At 63.0% G+C, this 19294-nt stretch carries 15 protein-coding genes and 1 pseudogene; 11 read left to right on the forward strand and 5 right to left on the reverse strand.

The features are described 5' to 3' along the window. Positions 1 to 4 precede the first annotated feature (4 nt). The 7 genes from CN933_RS12455 (at position 5) to CN933_RS12485 (ending at position 8336) form a co-directional block, all read left to right on the forward strand. On the forward strand, positions 5 to 1336 hold the full coding sequence (locus CN933_RS12455) for an O-antigen ligase family protein (protein WP_102761677.1): 1332 nt from the start codon (positions 5 to 7) through the stop codon (positions 1334 to 1336). Beyond that, entirely contained in the window at positions 1329 to 2084 is a 756-nt protein-coding gene (locus tag CN933_RS12460; RefSeq protein ID WP_102761678.1) for a polysaccharide deacetylase family protein, read from the forward strand. Before CN933_RS12455 ends, CN933_RS12460 begins: the two co-directional genes overlap by 8 nt. A gap of 10 nt (positions 2085 to 2094) precedes the next feature. Continuing rightward, positions 2095 to 3324 carry a glycosyltransferase family 4 protein gene (locus tag CN933_RS12465; protein WP_102761679.1) on the forward strand — a complete coding sequence of 410 codons (1230 nt, stop codon included), beginning with the start codon at positions 2095 to 2097 and terminating at the stop codon, positions 3322 to 3324. Between the two features lie 227 nt (positions 3325 to 3551). Then, positions 3552 to 4721, forward strand: a complete 1170-nt coding sequence (locus tag CN933_RS12470; RefSeq protein WP_102761680.1) for a glycosyltransferase family 4 protein — start codon at positions 3552 to 3554, stop codon at positions 4719 to 4721. Beyond that, positions 4718 to 5107: a hypothetical protein gene (locus tag CN933_RS12475; protein WP_102761681.1), complete on the forward strand. Its 390-nt coding sequence runs from the start codon at positions 4718 to 4720 to the stop codon at positions 5105 to 5107. Before CN933_RS12470 ends, CN933_RS12475 begins: the two co-directional genes overlap by 4 nt. Positions 5108 to 5136: 29 nt before the next feature. Beyond that, complete coding sequence (locus CN933_RS12480; RefSeq protein ID WP_102761682.1) at positions 5137 to 6180, forward strand: glycosyltransferase family 2 protein; 1044 nt, start codon at positions 5137 to 5139, stop codon at positions 6178 to 6180. Further along, complete coding sequence (locus CN933_RS12485) at positions 6177 to 8336, forward strand: glycoside hydrolase (RefSeq protein ID WP_102761683.1); 2160 nt, start codon at positions 6177 to 6179, stop codon at positions 8334 to 8336. The genes CN933_RS12480 and CN933_RS12485 overlap by 4 nt, the downstream gene beginning before the upstream one ends. A 2-nt stretch (positions 8337 to 8338) precedes the next feature. Here the strand turns inward: CN933_RS12485 and CN933_RS12490 are convergent, their stop codons facing one another. The 3 genes and pseudogenes from CN933_RS12490 to CN933_RS32540 form a co-directional block, all read right to left on the reverse strand. Beyond that, positions 8339 to 11554 (reverse strand): efflux RND transporter permease subunit, encoded by a 3216-nt coding sequence (locus CN933_RS12490; protein WP_102761684.1) that lies wholly within the window; start codon positions 11552 to 11554, stop codon positions 8339 to 8341. A gap of 3 nt (positions 11555 to 11557) precedes the next feature. Then, positions 11558 to 12676 (reverse strand): efflux RND transporter periplasmic adaptor subunit, encoded by a 1119-nt coding sequence (locus CN933_RS12495; protein WP_102761685.1) that lies wholly within the window; start codon positions 12674 to 12676, stop codon positions 11558 to 11560. A gap of 330 nt (positions 12677 to 13006) precedes the next feature. Further along, positions 13007 to 14536: pseudogene (locus CN933_RS32540) on the reverse strand (M10 family metallopeptidase). A gap of 94 nt (positions 14537 to 14630) precedes the next feature. On the opposite strand from CN933_RS32540, the gene CN933_RS12510 reads away from it, so the two are divergent. After that, on the forward strand, positions 14631 to 14888 hold the full coding sequence (locus CN933_RS12510; RefSeq protein ID WP_164866823.1) for a hypothetical protein: 258 nt from the start codon (positions 14631 to 14633) through the stop codon (positions 14886 to 14888). Positions 14889 to 15331: 443 nt separating this feature from the next. Here CN933_RS12510 and ocd read toward each other — a convergent pair whose 3' ends face one another. Then, a complete protein-coding gene (ocd, locus tag CN933_RS12525; RefSeq protein ID WP_102761763.1) occupies positions 15332 to 16399 on the reverse strand; it encodes an ornithine cyclodeaminase in 1068 nt (355 codons plus the stop codon). A gap of 126 nt (positions 16400 to 16525) precedes the next feature. Here ocd and CN933_RS12530 point away from each other — a divergent pair, with 126 nt between their 5' ends. The 3 genes from CN933_RS12530 (at position 16526) to CN933_RS12540 (ending at position 18466) form a co-directional block, all read left to right on the forward strand. Then, the gene (locus tag CN933_RS12530) at positions 16526 to 16987 is read left to right on the forward strand and encodes an Lrp/AsnC family transcriptional regulator (protein ID WP_018099044.1); all 462 of its coding nucleotides are present in this window, start codon (positions 16526 to 16528) and stop codon (positions 16985 to 16987) included. Between the two features lie 76 nt (positions 16988 to 17063). Next, entirely contained in the window at positions 17064 to 17684 is a 621-nt protein-coding gene (locus CN933_RS12535) for a DUF922 domain-containing Zn-dependent protease (RefSeq protein WP_180980709.1), read from the forward strand. A 242-nt stretch (positions 17685 to 17926) separates the two neighbouring features. After that, the gene (locus CN933_RS12540) at positions 17927 to 18466 is read left to right on the forward strand and encodes a DUF992 domain-containing protein (protein WP_102761688.1); all 540 of its coding nucleotides are present in this window, start codon (positions 17927 to 17929) and stop codon (positions 18464 to 18466) included. Here the strand turns inward: CN933_RS12540 and CN933_RS12545 are convergent. Further along, positions 18450 to 19247: an SURF1 family protein gene (locus CN933_RS12545; protein ID WP_102761689.1), complete on the reverse strand. Its 798-nt coding sequence runs from the start codon at positions 19245 to 19247 to the stop codon at positions 18450 to 18452. The two genes, CN933_RS12540 and CN933_RS12545, sit on opposite strands and share 17 nt — an antisense overlap. Positions 19248 to 19294: the final 47 nt, after the last annotated feature.

A 19294-nucleotide genomic window follows, 5' to 3' on the forward strand; every position in this document is an offset into this window, starting at 1 on the left:
GGAGATGGATCGCGCGGGCTACGGAGAGGTCGAGCCGACGAATGCGGTAAAGGCGCGTGTCGGTACCGTGCTGTTCATGGCGATCTTCCTGTTCTTCTGGATCTCCATCAATCCATTCGTGGATCTGACGGGCGAGGCGGTGCTGGACCCTTCCGCCGGCAATTCCAACCGGCTGAACCAGATCATCTCGCTCCTGCTTTTCACCGGAATGCTGGGCTACGGCCTGGTCCACCCTTTGCGGCAAACGATCCTGCAGCCGCGCGCGCTGCTGGCGATTCTCCTTTCCTGGTTCATCCTTGTTTCGCTGTTGTCGGCGCATCCGATGCTCGGCATCAAGGGTGCGATCCTCGCGTTGATGGTTACCGTCAATGCCAGCGTCTACCTGTTGTTGCCCGCTTCGGAACGCCATTTCGCCAAGATGCTCGGCATCGGCATCCTCATCATGCTCGCGGTCGCCTACTACGGCATCGTCTTCAAGCCGTTGCTCGCGATCCATCAGGCGTCAGAACTGCGCGAGCCGATGAATGCCGGCCTGTGGCGCGGCCACTTTCCCCACAAGAACAGCGCCGCGGCTGCCATGGTGATCGCAGCCTTCATCGGCCTTTACGTCATGAACGTCTGGTCGAGGTTTGCCGGGATCGTCATCCTCGCGCTGTCCTTCGTCTTCCTCGTCAATACCGGGGGTAAGACGTCGACCGCAATGCTGCCGGCCATTCTGCTGCTCGCGCTCATATTCGAGAAGGTGCGCTTTCTCCGCCTCCCGATTGCCGTCGGCGGCGTCGGTCTTTTTAATCTCTTCGCGGTGGGCTCCGCCGTCTTCTCCCCGCTCGGCGAATTCATCAGCGGGCTCGGCATCGATGCGACCTTTACCAATCGCGCCGATATCTGGCGTTTCGCCTTCGGTGCGCTCGCCGAACAGCCTCTCACGGGCTATGGCTTCAAGGCCTTCTGGCAGACGGAAGAACTGGTCTATAGCGGCGGCTCGGTCGAGACCTGGGCCGTCGCTGCCGCCAACGGTCACAATTCCTATCTCGACATTGCCTTGATGACAGGCTTCCCGGGCCTCGCCCTGACCCTGATCTGGATCCTTTTCCTGCCGCTTCGAAAGATCGCCCGCATCGCTCCGGAGCGCGAGCATTCGCATCTGACTCGGCTGTTCGTCCGCATATGGCTCTACACGATCTTCAACGCCGGCCTCGAAAGTCTCTTCTTCGAGGGCGGGAGCCTTCTGTGGTTCACATTCATGGTCGCGCTCTATGGACTGTCATTGCAGTCGAGCGCGGAACTGGCGGCTGCTCCTGCACGCGTTCGTCAGGGGAGGGTAGCGCATGCGTGAGAAGCTGAGCGGGCTCGGTCCGCTCGTCGACAGGCTGGCGAACCGGGCGATCTGGAAGCTGGCGGGAGCCCGGCGCCGGTTGGAGACGGAGGTTCCGCTCGTCTCCTTCACCTTCGACGATGTCCCCGACAGCGCACTTGGCGCGGGCGCAGCCATCCTCGAGAAGTATGGAGTCCGCGGCACCTTCTATATTGCGGGCGGGCTAGCCGGGCAGGTGGAGCCGGATCGAAGGCTGATCACGCCCGAAGGGTGCAGCGAGTTGCTCGCCCGCGGACACGAAATCGGCTGCCACACCTTCGCTCACCGAAGATTGCGTGACATTGCCGGCCTTGGCACCGATCTCGACCGTAATGCCGAGTACCTGAAGCAGGTCGGCGTTTCTCCGGCTGCATCGAATTTTGCTTTCCCCTACAACGCTGCCTGGCCGTTGGCACGGGCCGAGCTCCGCCGCCGCTACCGAACGTGCCGGGCAGGGGGCGAGGACATCAACCGCGGTGCCGTCGACCCGATGATGCTAAAGGGCGTCGAGATACGCCAGCCGGAGGATGGGGCGCGCGCGCTGACGCGTTGGATAGACGATGTCGCCGAGCGTCCCGGCTGGCTGATCTTCTTCACTCACGACATTGCCGCGCAGCCCACGAACTACGGCTGCACACCCGATACCTTCGATCATCTGGTCCGCTACGCCGCCGAAAAGGGATGCTGCATCCTGCCCGTCGACAGCGCCGTTGACCGGATCGGCTGGTAAGGAGGCTCTGGTGACCGGGAAGCGCCTTCTTGCGATCAACAACTATTTCTACCGCCGCGGCGGAGCGGAGGCGGTCTTCTTCGACCATATGAGCATGTTCGGCGAGATCGGCTGGGACATCGTTCCCTTCGCCATGCAGCATGATCTCAACGAATCCTCGCCCTGGTCGGATTATTTCGTCTCGGAGATAGAATACGGCCGCCGAACCGGTCTCCTGCGGAAGGCCGTCCAGGCGGCGAGCGTCATCTATTCGCTCGAGGCGCAGCGCAATCTCGGCCGGCTCATAGAACGCGCCCGCCCTTCGGTCGCCCACGCGCACAATGTCTATCATCACCTGTCGCCGGCGATCTTCTCGACCCTGAAAGCCGCCGGTATTCCGGTGGTGATGACGGTCCACGACCTGAAGCTCGCCTGCCCCTCCTACAAGATGCTTCGGGACGGCAGGGTATGCGAGGACTGTCGCGGCGGCAGGGTCTACAATGTCCTGCGTCATCGCTGCGTGAAGGGTTCGGCCCCTCTGAGCGCGGTGGTGCTCGCGGAAACGGTGCTGCACCGCTTACTCGGGCTCTACCGCGACAAGGTGGACCGGCTGGTCGTGCCAAGCCGCTTCTATCTGGAAAAGCTCGCCGAATGGGGCTGGCCGCGCGAGAAGATGGTTCATATCGCCAATTTCGTCGATGTCACGGCCCTTTCCGGTGATTGGCCGGAGGGCGATTATTTCGCCTTTGCCGGCCGGTTGGCGCCGGAAAAGGGCCTCACGACCCTGATCAAAGCGGCGGCTTTGTCCAACCAGCGGCTGGTCATCGCCGGCACCGGTCCGGAGGAGCAAACACTTCGCCGCCTCGCGGCCGAGCTCAAGGCGGACGTGACTTTCGCCGGCTATCTCTCGGGCGAGAAGCTGCACAGGCTGATCGGCGAGTCCCGCGCGCTCGTGCTGCCGTCGGAATGGTACGAAAACGCGCCGATCAGCGTGCTCGAAACCTACGCGCTCCGGCGACCGGTGATCGGCGCGGCGATCGGCGGGATTCCGGAAATGGTCAAGGAAGGCGAGACCGGTCTGCTTGCGGCTCCGGGAGACGCCGGGGACCTCGCCAGGGCCCTGCGCGAAATGGCGGCACTTTCGCCGGCGGAACGCGCCCGCATGGGGGCGGCCGCCCGGTCCTGGGTCGCGAGCGAATTCTCCGCCGCCGCCTACCGCGAGAGGACGCTCGATCTATATGGGACGATCGGCGTCGCCTGAGGCTTCTCTTCCGTTCCTCATTCCTGTGACGAGCACATTCGCAACGCTCGCCCATCACCGTCTGTTTTTCGGTCAGACCTCTACGAATCTAATGACCGTCTTACCGGGATGGTAAGTCTTTTGCTCGTAAAAGATGCGAATTGGGTTATCGCTGGGGCGCAACAACCATGAGCAGAAGATCGGGGATTTCCCGAGATCGACCTTCGGCAGGGCCGGATGCGTCGGCAATGCCGGGCGGGGCAACCGCGAGCATGCCTGCAAGCGCTTATCGTGCACTGCCGACAGAGCGCCGCCGCGTGATGATGCTCGGGCTTCGTGGCATTCCGAACGTTCAGGGCGGCGTCGAAAAGCACGTGGAGATGCTCGCAGGCAGGCTGGTCGCGCATGGTTGGGATGTCGAGGTCGTCGGACGCCGGCGCTATCTTCCGGTTCCCGCGCCGCAATCCTGGAACGGAATTCGCGTCACTCCCCTCTGGTCTCCACGTATGATGGCGCTCGAGGCCATCGTCCATACCTTCTTCGGTGTATGCTATGCGGCGCTGCGGCGCCCGGATATCCTGCACATCCACGCCGTCGGCCCGGCGCTCCTGGTACCGCTCGCCCGGCTGATGCGCCTGAACGTCGTCGTGACCCACCACGGCTACGACTACGACCGACAGAAATGGGGGGCTTTCGCCAGGAGGATGTTGCGAGCGGGTGAACGCATGGGCATGCGGCTCGCGCAAGGCCGCATCGCAATCTCCAGGGATATCGCCGACACGATGGGCGAACGCTATCGCGTACCGGTGTCTTTGGTGCCGAATGGTGTCACCGTTTCGCGCCCCGGCGGCGAAACCGGCATTCTCGGCGAATTCCGTCTGTTGCGACGGCGCTATATCCTGCTTGCGGCGCGGCTTGTTCCGGAGAAGCGGCAGATCGATCTCATCCAGGCATATGCAAAACTTGAAAATAGCGGATTCGATCTCGTGCTTGCGGGCGGTGCGGAATTCGCGGGCGCCTACGAAGAGGAAGTACGGGCGCTGGCCAGCCGCGTGCCGGGCGTCGTCCTGACGGGGTTCCAGACTGGCGATCGCCTGGCGGAACTCTTCGCCAATGCGGCGCTCTTCGTGCTGCCGTCGAGCCATGAAGGCATGCCGATCGCGCTTCTGGAGGCGATGGCCCATGGTCTCCCGGTTCTGGCAAGCGACATCGTTGCCAACCGGCAGCTCGGTTTGCCCGCCGACGATTATTTTCCGCTGGGGAACGTCGACGCGCTTTCGTCTGCCATCGCCGAAAAGATCGCCAATCCCCCCGACGAACAAGAGGTGCTCGCGCAGACCGAGCGCGTCGAAACCGTCTATAGCTGGTCGAGCGTGGCACTGAAGACGCTCGACGTCTACCGGGCGGTGACGAAATGAATGTCAGGCGCATCGCATCGGTACTTGCGTGGCTGCTTCTTGGCGTCATTGCCTATTCGACCCTCTCTCCGCTCGACCTGCGCCCGCACATGGGCAGCTCGGTGCAGGTTGAACGGTTCGGAGCATTCGGGCTGACGGGTCTCATGTTCGCGATCGCCTATCCCCGGCACGTGTTCGCCGTTCTGGCGGCTATGCTCGCGGCTGCAATCGGGCTGGAACTCACGCAGATGCTTGCCGCCGACCGCCATGCACGGTTGATCGACCTTTCGGTCAAAATGGCGGGGGCCGGCTGCGGCGTCGGCGCCGGCTGGCTGCTTGTCCACCTTTGGTACCGGTTCCAGCCGAAAATCGCGGGCATGAACCAAAGCGCAAACCACCGCGGATAGATCTTCGCCGCGCGATTTCGGGGGCTCTCTTGACCATATCCATCATCATCAAGACATTGAATGAAGAGAAGCGGATTGCCGCAACCGTCGAGAGCGCGCTCGCAGCGCTTCAGGACATGGGCGGCGAGGTCATCATCGCCGACAGCGGCTCCTGCGACCGCACGGTCGAGATCGCCTCGCAGTATCCCGTCATCATCGCCCAGATCGCCCCGCCCGCGCGACCGAGCTGCGGCATCGGCCCGCAGCTCGGCTTCCAGCATTCCCGCCATGATTACGTCTGTCTCATCGACGGCGACATGCTGCTCGATGCTGCCTTCCTCAAAGACGCCGTCCGCTTCCTGGCCGACAATCCGGCCATGGCGGGCGTTACCGGACATGTGGAGGAAATGCACATCTCGAACCTCGAATTCGCGCGTCGCGTCAGCCGCAATGCGCCGGAGAACCGGACGGGTCCGATCGATCGCATGAACGGCGGCGGGCTCTACAGGCGCAGTGCCGTCGAGGACGTCGGCTACCTCTCGGACCGCAACCTGCACGGCTACGAGGAGTTCGATCTCGGCATTCGCCTCAGAAGTGCCGGCTGGGGGCTTTACCGGCTCGACCGCCGTTTCGTGCAGCACTTCGGCCACACGGTCAATTCCTACCGGCTGCTCGTTCGACGCTGGAAGACCAAATATCTTTGCGGGATAGGCGAGCTTCTGCGCGCTTCTCTCGGCAAGCCCTATTTCTTTCAGCTGTTGCGGGAACTGCCGGAGCTGAAACTCTGGGCTCTCGTCTATCTCTGGTGGCTCGCCTGCCTCGGCCTGATCCTGCTGCTGCCCGATACGCTCACGGCCCTCGCCGCCGTCTGCGCGAGTTTCGCGGCCGCCGTTCTCGCCGTCAGCTTCCGAAAGGGCGGCCTCAGCATGGGCCTCTATACGGTCGTCGCCTGGTTCTTCCATGCGGCCGCCCTTCCTGTCGGATTCCTGCGAAGCCGGCGGCTGCCTGCCGAACCGATCGAAAGCACGATCCTCGCAAAGACCCCTCTCGGGGAGTCCTCTCCCCGTGAACCGGTTCTCGGAAAGACGGCATGAGGAGGCCATCGCTCGCGGCGGCGCTGCTTTGCACGTGGCTGTCCCCGGCCGCAAGTGCCTCTGAATGGGTGCCGGTTCGCGAGGTCTCGCTCGAAGTCCGCGCCGGCAGTCCGCTCGATTTCTCGTCCTTGCTGCCGAACGCTTCGATCGACGCGAACAGCCGCCTCGTTGCAGGTCCGGATGGCCGGCTGGCCTTTGCCAGGGCGCCGGAACAACCGGTCAGAATGCTATGCGCGTCGCTCGCCTGGAGTCCGGCATCCGGCGGCTTTCCGAACCATGACGGCGCCGAGCGCTACGCCCGCCAGCTTGCGATGCACGGATACAACATCGCCCGGCTCCATTTCGTCGATGCCAGCCTTATGTTCGGCAGGCAGAAGGATTTCGATTTCGATCCGGAGACGCTGGATCGTGTCCACTACCTGCTGGCGGCGCTGAAGCGCAACGGCATCTACTGGATCATCGATGGACTTTCGTCTCCGCGCGGCGCCTACGGCGGCCACGACGACCGATGGGATGCAAACGGCGATCTCAAGCTCCGGCTGCATCTCGACGAAGAGGCCGTTGCACACTGGAGCAAGCTGCAGGAGACGTTTCTCGCGAGCGTCAATCCCTATACGGGGACGGCGACCATCCGCGACGACGCGCTCGCGCTGGTGATCCTTGCCAATGAAAACGGCATGGAGTTCGACAGCGTCGTGCGTGAGCGGCCCGAAAAGCCCGCCTATGACGAGGCGCTGGCGGAACCATTCAACCGCTGGCTTTCGGCACGCTACGGCACGACGGAAGCGCTCGCGAGCGCCTGGGGAGATCTCGGTGCCGACGAGCGGGTCGAAACGGCATCGGTGAGGCTTCCCGCCAATCGCTACGCAGACGGTCCGCGGATGCGCGATCTTCAGGCCTTCTTCGTCGAGACCGAGCGCGCCTCCGCCGCACGCATGAGCCAGGTCCTGCGCGATTTGGGCTATCGCGGCCTGATCAGCACCTACAACAATTGGCCGACGGTGCAGACGGCGCTCAGCCGGCTCGATCTCGACGCCGTGACCATGAACACCTATCACGATTGGGTGGGGGGTTATTCTGCGGGAAGCGCTTTGACGCAGGCAAGTTCGCTTGCAGACGGCGCCAACTACATGCGCATGATCGCCGCGGCGCGGTGGCTTGGAAAACCTTTCATCGTCAGCGAATACGACCATCTCTTCTGGAACCGCTATCGCTACGAGGCGGGCCTGACAATGCCGGCCTACGCTGCACTCCAGGGCTGGGACGTGCTTTGCCGTCACGGCCACGGGCCGATCGCGCTCGCCTATGGCGAACCGTTTCCGCACAAGAAGGCGATGCTTCCCTATGCGATTGCGCTCGATCCCGTGGCGCGTGCCGGCGAGACGCTCAGCGCACTCGTCTTTCGTCGCGGCGACGTGACGACCTCCGCCATCACGATCCCCTTCTCAGTTCGCGGCGAGGAGGATCTCGGCGAGGACATGCAGGCCCGCGAGCCGGAGCGATTGACTGATCTGGCGCTGGTCGGGCGCATCGGCCTGCTGCGGGCAGACCCGTCCGGTGGAGAAAGCGGTGTCACGCAACCACGCGACCGGGAGGCCGGAACAATCCTTGCCGCACTCCGCGACGAACATATGCTCGCGACCGAAAATCGCACCGACACCACAAGCGGAGTCTACGAAAGCGATACAGGCCAGGTCCTGCTCGACCGCCGGGCAGGGCAGCTCCGTGTTTCGACGCCCGCTACGGAAGCTGCAGCCTTCTCCTCTCTGCGTGAACCGATCGATCTCGGTCTCATGCGCATCGGACAGGCGGACGGCAACGGTCTCGTGGCGCTTTCGGCTATCGACGCTGAAGGCACGCTTTCCGAAAGCCGGCGCCTTCTTTTGATCTTTGCAACCGATGCGCAGAACACCGGCATGGTCTTTCGCGACAGCGAAGAGAAGGTGATCGAGGATTTCGGCGCGCTGCCGGTGAGAATCCGGAAGGGCTATGTCGATCTCGAACTGGCACGAACCGCTGCCAGATGGAGCGTGTCACCGGTAGGCCTGGACGGCACCGTCTATCCGCCCGTCGACAGCGGCAGCGGGCGCGTCGCCTTCCGCCTCTCGAACGACACGCCCTATGGGCCCACTCCCTATTTTCTGGTGGAGATGTAGGCTCAGCCGGCAGCGCCCCGGTCGTGTCCGGCGGGCCGAGCCGGTTCGGCTCCCTTTTGGTGCCTGGCATCTTCTGCCGCATCGCCTGCCGTGTGTGACGACAGGCCGGCGAGCTTGTGGCCCCTCTCGCGCAGCCACTGGAATACGACATAGAGCGCCGGAATGATGAAAATTCCGAGGAGCGATGCGGCGAGCATGCCCCCGGCAACCCCCGTACCGACGGCACGGCGGCTGAGCATGCCGGCGCCCTCGGCCGTGACGAGCGGGATCAGCCCCATGATGAAGGCGAAGCTGGTCATCATCACCGCACGGAAACGGGTACGCGCGCCCTCCACAGCGGCATCGACGATCGGCACCCCCTTCTCCCGCTGGAACTTGGCGAATTCGACGATCAGGATCGCGTTCTTGGACGCGAGCGCGATCAGCACGACCAGGCCGATCTGGGCATAGATGTCGAAGGAGAGCCCTGCCAGCAGCACGGCGACGAGAGCGCCTGCTACGCCGACGGAGACCGAAAGCAGAACCGGTATGGGGATCGTCCAGCTTTCGTAAAGAGCCACGAGGAAGAGATAGGCGAAGAACAGGGCCAGCGCGAGGATCACCGTCGTCTGGCCCGCGGCTTCGAGTTCCTGCAGTGCCGTCCCCGTCCACTCGAAGCTGTAGCCCGGCGGCAGGGTGGCGGCGGAGACCTGTTCCATTGCGGCCAGCGCCTCCCCTGAGGAGACGCCCGGCGCCGGCTGGCCGTTGAGCGTGATGGAGCGGTAATTGTTGTACCGCACGATCGATTGCGGCCCGACGATGTAGTCCACGCGCGCGACCGAGGCCACCGGGACCATATCGCCCGCGGCATTGCGTACATGCAGCCGGGAGATGTCGTCGACCGCATCGCGATCCGCTTCGGCCGCCTGCATGGTGACTTTCCAGCTCCGGCCGAAAAGATTGAAGTCGTTGACGTAATAGGATCCGAGCGTGCCCTGCAGCGTCGCGAAAAGATCGCTCACAGAGACACCGAGCGCCTGCAGGCGATCGCGGTCGAGATCCAGATAGAGCTGCGGCGAGCTCGCGGAATAGGTGCTGAATGTAGGTCCGAGCTGCGGATTCTGGTTGGCGGCAACCATCAATCCGCCTGCCGTCGCGGCAAGCTCGGCCGGCGATCGGCCCTGGAGGTCAAGCAGCTGATACTCGAAGCCGGAGCCGGTGCCGAGACCGATAATGGGCGGCAGGTTGAAGGCGAAAACCTGGGCATTGCGGATTGCCGCACCCTTGGCCATCACCGTGCCGATCGCGGCATTGACAGATGCGCTTTCGCTCTGGCGTTCGGCGAAGGGCTTCATGGTCACGATCGCAAACGCGCTGCTGGATTTGGCGATTCCGTCGAGGAAACTGTAGCCGGTGACGGTCGTGACGTTCGCCACGCCCTCGATTTCACCGAGCATTGTTTCGACCTCGCGCACCACGGCGTCGGTCCTGTTGAAGGAGGCACCTTCCGGAAGGCGGATTTCGGTAAAGAAGGCGCCCTGATCCTCGCTGGGGAGGAACCCGGTCGGCACAACCCGGAACAGCCAGCCGCTGGCGCCGATCGCAACGGCAAGGAGGACCAAGCCGATGACGGCCCTGCGCGCAATGCCGCCTGCGACATGCGCATAGCCGTTGCGGGTACGGTCGATACCCTGCGAAATCCATCCGAGGACGCCGCGCTTCGGCCCATGATGGGGCTTCAGGAGGATCGCGCAGAGGGCCGGGCTGAGGGTCAGTGCGTTGATCGCGGAAATGACCATCGACACCGAGACGGCGACGGCGAACTGCTGGAAGAGCTGCCCGCTCAGGCCAGGAATGAATGCCACCGGTACGAATACCGAAAGCAGCACGAGCGTGATGGCGACGATCGCCCCGGTGATTTCCCCCATGGCGAGGCGCGCGGCCTGCGCCGCGCTCATGCCGGGGTTTTCCTCCATGACGCGCTCGACGTTTTCCACCACCACGATCGCATCGTCGACGACGATGCCGATGGCGAGCACCAGCGCCAGAAGCGAAACCGTGTTCAGCGAAAAGCCCATCGCCAGGATCACGGCGAAGGTGCCGACGAGCGCCACCGGGACGGCGATGAGCGGAATCAGTGTTGCGCGCCAATTGCCGAGAAAGAGGAAGACGACGACGATGACGAGTACGAAGGCTTCGAACAGGGTGTGCTCGACATTCTCCACGCTCGCTTCGACGAAATCGGACGTGTCGTAGGAGACCGTATAGGTGAGCCCCTCCGGAAAAGCCTGGGCCAGGCGCTCCATCGCCTGCTGCACGCCCTCCGTGGCGGCGAGCGCATTGGCGCCCGGCGCCTGATAGGTGCCGATCATCGCCACAGGCTTGCCGTTGATGCGGGCGGTGGAGTCGGAGGTCACCGAACCCAGTTCGACGCGCGCGACGTCGCGGATGCGCACGAAAGACCCGTCCGCCTCTGCCCGAAGCACGACGTCCTCGAACTGGGCGGGGTCGGTGAGCCGGCCCTGCGTCTGTATGTTCAGCTGGAACAGCGGATCGTCGGTCATCGGCTGCGCGCCGATGCGGCCGATCGCCGCCTGGACGTTCTGGGTCTTGAGGGCGTTGACTACATCCGTCGGCGTCAGCCCCAGATTGGTCAGCCGATCGATGTCGAGGACGATCCGCATCGAATAGTCCTGGGCACCGAAGAGCGTCGCGTCGCCGACCCCCGGCACGCGCTTGATCGTGTCGAGCACGTTGATTGTGGCGTAGTTCGAGAGGAACAGATTGTCGAACTCGTCATTCTCGCCGTGGATGGCGATCACCTGCATGAGCGAGGATGACTGCTTCTTGACGCTGACGCCGCTCTGCTTGACTTCGGCCGGCAGCACCGGCTCGGCAAGCGCGACGCGGTTCTGCACGTTGACGGTGGCGATGTCCGGATCGGTGCCGACCGCAAAGGTCACCGTCAGCGAATAGGTCCCGTCGGCGCCGCTCGTCGATTTCATGTAGAGCATGTTGTCGACGCCCACGACCTTGCTTTCCAACGGCTGAGCGACGGTGGCCTCGACCACGTCGGCGCCTGCGCCGGGATAGCTCGCGGTCACGCTGACCTGCGGCGGGACGATATCGGGGAACTGTGCAATCGGCAGCCTCGTCAGGGCGATCAGCCCCGCGAGCGTGAGCACGATGGAAATGACCGCGGCAAAGCGCGGACGATCGATGAAGATCCCGGAGATCATGGCTCAGCCACCCGTCGTGGTTGCGGCGACGGCGTCCACCACGATGCCCGGCCGGACCTTGCCCACACCCTCGGTTATGACGTTTTCTCCCTCCTTCAGTCCCTTGGCGACGACGGCCTGGCCGCGGCTGGAGCGGCTGACGTCGACGCGGCGAAGCTCGACCTTGGAGTTGGCGTCGACCACCATGACAAAGGCGCCCTGCTGGTCGCGCTGGACCGCCTGTTGCGGTACGGCCAGCACGTCCTGCCGATCGGACTGCTCGAGAACGACCCTGACGAGCGTCCCGTCGAGAAGCGTCCCACCGGGATTGGGAAACTCGGCGCGAACCGTAACGGTGTCGGTCCCTTGCGAGACCGTGCTCGCGACGAAGTCTATTGTGCCTTTCTCCGGATAATCGGTACCGTTCGGAAGCGTGATGCTGACATTGGCGCCGCCGGACATCTCACCCTTTTCGACGCGCTCGCGGTAGGAGAAATAAAGGGATGTCGCGACGGGAAACTCGACATAGATCGGGTCGAGACGCGTCAGCGTCACAAGCGCTCCGCTGTCCGGCGTGACGAGGGCGCCGACATCGACGCTGGTCAGGCCGACAACGCCGTCGAACGGCGCGAGGATCTTCGTGTAGGAAAGATTGAGTTCGGCATTCTGCTTACTGCCCTTGAGGCGCAGTATATCGGCTTCGGCCTTTTTCAGTTGCGCATTCGCAGTGTCGAGCGTCGCCTGCGCGACCGTATTGGTGGAGATCAACCGCTGGGCACGGTCACGTTCGAGAACGGCGAGGTCCCGTTGAGCCTCCGCTGCCGCGATCGAACCGTCGATCTCCTGCAGCGCGGCGCGATAGGCACCGTCTTCCACCTGGTAAAGGACCGTTCCCGCCGAGACCTTCTGCCCATCCTCGAAATTGACCTTCTCGAGAAATCCGGACACGCGGGCGCGGATGTCCACCTTCTGAACAGCGACGACCTTGCCGGTCAGGTCGACGCTTTCGCGCAGGTCCATGACCGCGGCCGGCGCGACGGTAACCGAGGGAGGCGGCTGTTGCGCATTCGCATTTTGCGCCATGACGCTGACGGCGAGCAGTCCGCAAGTCAGACCGGCAGCCAGAATTCTCGAAATACGCATGCAATGCTCCCCTCAAGCGGACCCCGCACGCGTCGCGTGGATCACACCATCTATCTCGGCTCAAGCCACCCCTTCACTTCGAACGGCGCAACTTGAAATTGCTTCTCTTTCTCATGCTAGCGGGGCTGCGGCAAATAGGGAAGCGGGTTTGTCACTGCAAATCAGGCCGATGGGATACTCCGATGCCCGTCGACGCCGGCCGCAGGCGTCGCGTTGAACGTCCTGCGGTGCCGCGCCCCCTGCAGCTGCGCAGCCACTTGCTTTCGAATGCAAGATGCGATGCTGCAAGGAGTGGGTGCGTCCTGCGTGTGTCCAGCCGGTTCAGGCGGTCTAGAGGACGAAATAGCCCTTCTGGAGGGTGACGGCATCATCCAGGTGAATCGCGAAATCCGCCTTCCTGTCGCCGTTCACATCGCCGTAGATATAAGTTGTCGGAGACATCGCGGACATAGCGTAGCTCACCCTTCTTGCCGCCGAAGGCGGCGCTTCCGACGAAGACAAACGCCTGGTCGCCGGCGGAGGAGGTATTGGCATCGATCGCAGAGAGATCGATCCTGTCGGACTTTGCCGTGAAATCGAAAATGGTGTCGCGCCCGGACTTTGCGACCGTCGAATCGGAGAGCGCCTTGAACGTGAAGCTGTCGCTCCCGCTGCCCCCGTTCAGACGGTCCGCGCCCGCGGCGGCATAGAGCAGGTCGTTGCCGGATTCGCCGTAGAGCTTGTCGTTGCCTTTTCCGCCGTAGATTCTGTCGGAACCGGAGCCGCCATAGAGCGTGTCGTTGCCCGTGTCGCCGCTAAGCCTGTCATTGCCCCCGTAACCCCACAGCACATTGGCTGCCTGGTTGCCCATGATCGAGTCGCCGGACGAGCCTCCCTTGACGTTTTCGATCAGCGAGCGCGCATCGCCATGGTAAAGCAGCGCATTGAAAATGTTCCGGCGGCAAAGCCGCCATTCGGACCACCGCCGAGCCAGGCCAGCTGGTCGATGCCGAAGGTCGAAGCGCTGCCCGGCCTGAGATCGATCTTGAGGGCATTGGTATAGGCGCTCAAATCGTAGGTGTCGTTGCCGCCGCCGTCCCAGATGGTTGCGAAGATGCGGTTCGCGCCGGGCGAGATCCCGGATCCGCCGTTCACGAAAGTGGTGCCGCTGCCCGGCGTCCACTTATACACCGTATTGCCGGCATTGGTCGTGAAATCGGCGCCGTACATTTCCTGAAGCGCGGCGCTGTCGGCCATCATGAGGTCTGCGGCGCGCCGAACTGCTCGTAATATTAGCCCTCGTCGGCGCCGATATAGCCGCGATAGGTAATGATCGAATATTCGATCGAGTCGTATCGTGCGGGCGAGGCGCCGTAGACGTCCCCTTCATGGCCGTGCTTCAGGCCCAGTGCGTGGCCGAGCTCGTGCAGGAGCGTGTGCCATGCGTAATTGCCCGCGACCGGCTTGCGGTAGTCGTCCGCCGTGCCGGCATAGGCCGTGCCGAACCAGATGTCGCCGCCGGAGGCATCGAGCGCCGGCAGGTAAGCATAGGCGGTGTCCGGCAGCCACGATTGCGCGAACAGGATCGTCGCGTGCTGGCGCTTCCCGCCTTGAAGCTGGCATTGGTGAATCCTCGACCGAAAAGCCGTCATTGGCCGCCGAACCGTAGGATTGCTCCATGGCGAAAAGCGCTGTTTTCGCCTGTGCCGCCGATATCGAAGTAAATCCGTAGTATTTTTCGAACCCGTAGCCGTAGCCTCCGCGCCATGTCGGGAATGCGTAGGTTATCGTGCCGACCCATGCGTCTCCTGTCAGCAACGAATCAACGACGCTGTTTCCGGTTGCTTTGACGAACTTAAGAGACTTTCCGGTGCCGCTCATTCGAAATTCCCGCTATTGTTGTATGTTCTGATTAGCAATTATCAGCGACATTGGCTACTATTGTCGTAGGGATGCCGTAAAATAGGATCGGTTCGTGACATTTCGCAAAATTGCGCAGTTGCTTGTGCTGGGATTTACGGCAATGTCTCCGGCCATGGCGCAAGGCGCGATGAAGCCAAGCGGAGCGGATATGCAGAAGCCACCCGACTACGAGCGGGCCGTGCGATCGGAGTTCGAGGCCGCACAGGCGGAAAATACGGTGGAGGCCTACGAGCGCTTCATCCGCCGTCATCCCGGCCATGCGCTCGTCGAGGATGCTCGAAAGGCGATGTTGCGTCTGCAGGCCAGGTGAAGCGGTGCCGCCCGGGCGGGGAATGGTCAACCTGTGACGCAATGAAAGGTTACGTCTACATTCTCTCATAGAAGCGAAACGGGACGCTGTATACGGGCGTGACCCGGGACCTTCCGCGCCGCCTCACACCCTCTCCGCCCTCACCTCTGTGCTCGTCACAGGGATGCGAGCAGCGCCGCGTCTGCGGCGCGGGATGCGCTCTTTCAGCCCAAGGACTTGGTCTGGCTGGATTCCTGTGACAAGCACAGGAATGAGGACCGGGGATGTGTGGTTCCTACGACATTCGCTTGGGAATATGCCAGGGATGGTCGACCTGTGACGCAATGAAGCGCGCCGACGGACCGCACCCTCTCTACCCTCATTCCTGTGTCCGGGCTAGACAACGAGCACGGGAATGAGGCGACCAAACAAGCGGCGGCGGGTGGCCCGAACCTTGACAGGGCTTAGACGGCTTCTTCGCTCTCTTTTGCCCGCAGAAGCATACCGAACAGGTCGCGCGGGTCATCCGGGTCGGCGATCATGTCGAGGTTCTGATAGAAGTCGGTTCCGGGGAGGCGATCGCGGACGTAGCGGAGCGCAGAGAAATCCTCGATTGCGAAGCCGACACTGTCGAAGAGGGTGATCTGGCGGGCGTCGCGCCGGCCCTGCGCCTCGCCCGTGACGACCTTCCAGAATTCGGTCACGGGAAAATCGGGTGCCATCTGCTGGATTTCGCCCTCGATCCGGGTCTGCGGCGGATATTCGACGAAGACGTCCGAGCGCTTCAGGATATCGCAATGCAATTCCGTCTTGCCGGGGCAATCGCCGCCGATTGCGTTGATGTGGATGCCGGCGCCGACCATGTTGTCGGTGAGAATCGTGGCGAACTGCTTGTCGGCCGTACAGGTGGTAACGATCTCGGCGCCTTCGATCGCTTCCTGCGCGGACCTGCAGGACACGATCTTCAGCCCGGAACCGTCGAGGTTGCGGGCGGCCTTTTCCGTTGCACGGGGGTCGATATCGTAAAGGCGGATGCTGTCGATGCCACAGACGGCCTTCATCGCCAGGGCCTGGAACTCGGCCTGCGCGCCGTTGCCAATCATAGCCATGGTGCGTGCATTCTTCGGCGCCAGGTGCCGGGCAGCCATTGCCGAGGTTGCGGCAGTTCTGAGTGCCGTCAGTATCGTCATCTCGGTCAGCAGTGCCGGATAGCCCGTCGAAACCTCGGCGAGCAGCCCGAATGCAGTCACCGTCTGCAGCCCCTCGGCGGTGTTCTTCGGGTGACCGTTGACATATTTGAAACTGTAGATTCTGCCGTCGGAGGTCGGCATCAGCTCGATCACGCCGTCGCGCGAGTGGCTGGCGACGCGCGGCGTCTTGTCGAAACTTTCCCAGCGGCGGAAATCCGCCTCGATGGCATCCGTGAGTTCCGCCAGAACCGTTTCCACACCGAGGTGATGCACGAGGCGCATCATGTTGTCGACGCTGACGAAGGGCACCATGGCCTTGGCTGAAGGAAGCGGGGAGAACATGGAGATTCCTCTTGGCGGCTTGCTGTACTCCAGGACAGGGTAGCGATTGCGGGCGCTGGTCGAAAGCGCAAACATGTGCTATTTTCGGCACCGAATTGAGCGATTTTTCCAGTCGGATTGTGCAATATGAGCAGAACAGCGGTGGGCGATTCCGTCGTTGCAAAATACACTCCGGATGATCTGGACCGCCGGATCATTGCGCATCTGCGCGCCGACGGCCGGGCATCTCTTTCCAAACTTTCCGACGCGCTGGGCGTGGCGCGTGGCACCGTGCAAAATCGCCTGGATCGCCTGCTGGAGACCGGGACGCTTCTCGGATTCACGGTGCGCGTCAGGGAAGACTACGACCTCAACACGGTTCATGCGGTGATGATGATCGAGGTTGTGGGGAAGTCGACGACGCAGGTTGTTCGCAAACTGCGTGGCATGCCGGAGATTTATACGCTGCACACCACCAACGGCAACTGGGATCTGGTCGCCAACATACGGGCAGCTAATCTCTCCGAATTCGACCGGATCCTGCGCGAGGTGCGAATGATCGACGGCGTGGCCAACAGCGAGACCAGTCTCCTGTTGAGCAGCGTCTGACCGGCAGCTGCCGCGAAGGGGCAGATCGGGACGATTGAATGCCGGACCCATCCCCGTTAGGTTGCGCCCGCATTCAATGAAGGTTTTCGTGGGGGTTGGCTTGGCGGGCCGTCGAACTTGTTTTCTGTTGGCCTGTCTTCTGCTGGTGCCGGCGGCCGCCTGCGGGGAATGGCGGGCGGTCGAAAAGACAGAGACTTACGCGATCACCGGGCAGTCCGGGCCGGAGCTCTATGCTTCCATCGGCGAACGAGGACCGCAGGTGGGCGGCCTCGGGCGCGCGATCGCCCATACGAGCTTCAAACTCACCTGGAGGCGGAAATATGAGGAGCGAGACGGGGCCTGCGTGCTCGCGTCGGCGCTGCCGAAGCTCACCATCACCTATACGCTGCCGAAGCTTGCCGGAAAGCTGCCGGCTAATATTGAGGGCCGCTGGCAGACCTTCATCGCCGGCGTGAGAAAGCATGAGCTGGTCCATGGCGACTTCATCAAGGAGATGGTGAGCGCCATCGAGGCCGCCACCGTGGGCCTCACCGTTGCCGACGATCCCCAATGCCGCAAGATCAAATCCGAAATGACGAAGCGGCTCGGCGAAATCTCCCGCATGCAAAGACAGAAGAGCCGCGACTTCGACAGGGCCGAGCTCAGCGACGGCGGCAATGTTCACCAGCTCATCCTCAATCTCGTCAACGGCGGCTGATGCGCGTGGCAAATCGTTTCGAGGCGTCGCGCTTCAGGCTTTGGCCGAAAGGCAACACTTCTGCGCAAAAGTAAGTTGTTGTCGAGCCTGCCTCCGAATCGTCTCAATGCAACGAAAACGTGAGCCCGCCTGAGTGGCAGGCATAGCGGCACGATAGCTTTCCGTGCGGCTGACATTACTGAATTTGTTTCGGACGATCGGCCGGGGTTTCTGCCGATCATGAGCCGAAAAGGAGAAGATGCATGAAAAAGACTCTCGCCAAGGCGTTTTTCGCGGTCACGATCGCGTTTGCCGCCGCGGGCGCCAATGCCGCCGATGCCGCCGATCTGACCTATCGGGAGCCGGCGCCGCCGCCGGCGGTGCAGGACGCGCGCGGCGGTGTGAAGATAGGCTATCTGGAATGCGACATCGGCGGCGGCGCCGGCTACGTGCTCGGTTCGTCCAAAGAGGTCGAGTGCGCTTTCCGGTCGCTGGGCGGCGACATGATCGAGGATCGCTACACGGGAGAAATTCGCAAACTCGGGATCGATGTGGGTTTCACGATGCGCAGCCGGTTGATCTGGGCCGTGTTCGCGCCGACGGCCGGCTACCACCATGGTTCTTTGAGCGGTATCTATAAGGGCGCGAGCGCCGAGGCGACGCTCGGTGCGGGCGTGGGGGCCAACGTCCTTGTCGGCGGCACCTCCGGCTCTATCCACCTCCAGACGGTCAGCGTTACCGGCCAGCTCGGTCTCAACGTCGCGGCCGCGGGCACATCGATGACCCTCAACTCCGCGAATTGATGTCTTGGCCGGCGCGGCCGTTACGCCGCGCCGGGGCCGATCTCCTCGCCGACCTCCACAAAATCACCAGCATACCCGCCGTCATGGCCGCGAGACCGTACCATGTGACGGCATAAACGAGGTGATTATTGGCGAAGACGACGCGCGTCAGGCCTCCGACGGGAAGCCCGCCGCGATTGGGGACAGCATCCGCGTCGACAAAGTAGGGCGCGACCTCGGAGAGGCCGCGCGCCGCAGCGATCGCACCCACGTCGCGCGAATACCAACGGTTTTCCCCGGCCTTGTTCGACTGAAGGAGTGAACCGTTCGGCTCGTCCATGCGCATCAGGCCGGTGACCTTCGCCTCGCCCTCGATCTGGCCTTCCCGCCGCGTCGATGCCTCACGCCTTTCCGTCGGAACGAAGCCGCGGTTCACGAGCACGGTCGTCCCATCGGCAGCCGCAAGGGGCGTCACAACCCAATAGCCGGCACCGCGCTCGGTTGCGGCATAGACCAGCGTTTCCTTCTCGTGGAGGAAGCGGCCGTGGAGAGTGACGTGCCGGTATTCGTCTCGCGCGGCGCTGATGTTCGGCCAGTCGCTGCGGGGCGGCACAGGCACGGGTGCCGCCTGGACGCGCTCCTCGACCCGTGCGATCAGGTCGAGCTTCCAGGAGAGGCGTTTGAGCTGCCACGTGCCGAGCGCAGCAAAAGCCGCGATGAGCAGGAGGCCGAGGATGCTGAGGATCGCAAGAGAGAGCCGGGAGTGCTGTCGGGATGCGGCTTCGACTTGAGAATCTACCATTGCAAGGTTGTCATTGAATTCGATCTGCTGGCGCCCCTCATCCGCCT

The organism is Sinorhizobium sp. M4_45, assembly GCF_002885915.1.
Classification (GTDB): domain Bacteria; phylum Pseudomonadota; class Alphaproteobacteria; order Rhizobiales; family Rhizobiaceae; genus Sinorhizobium; species Sinorhizobium meliloti_A.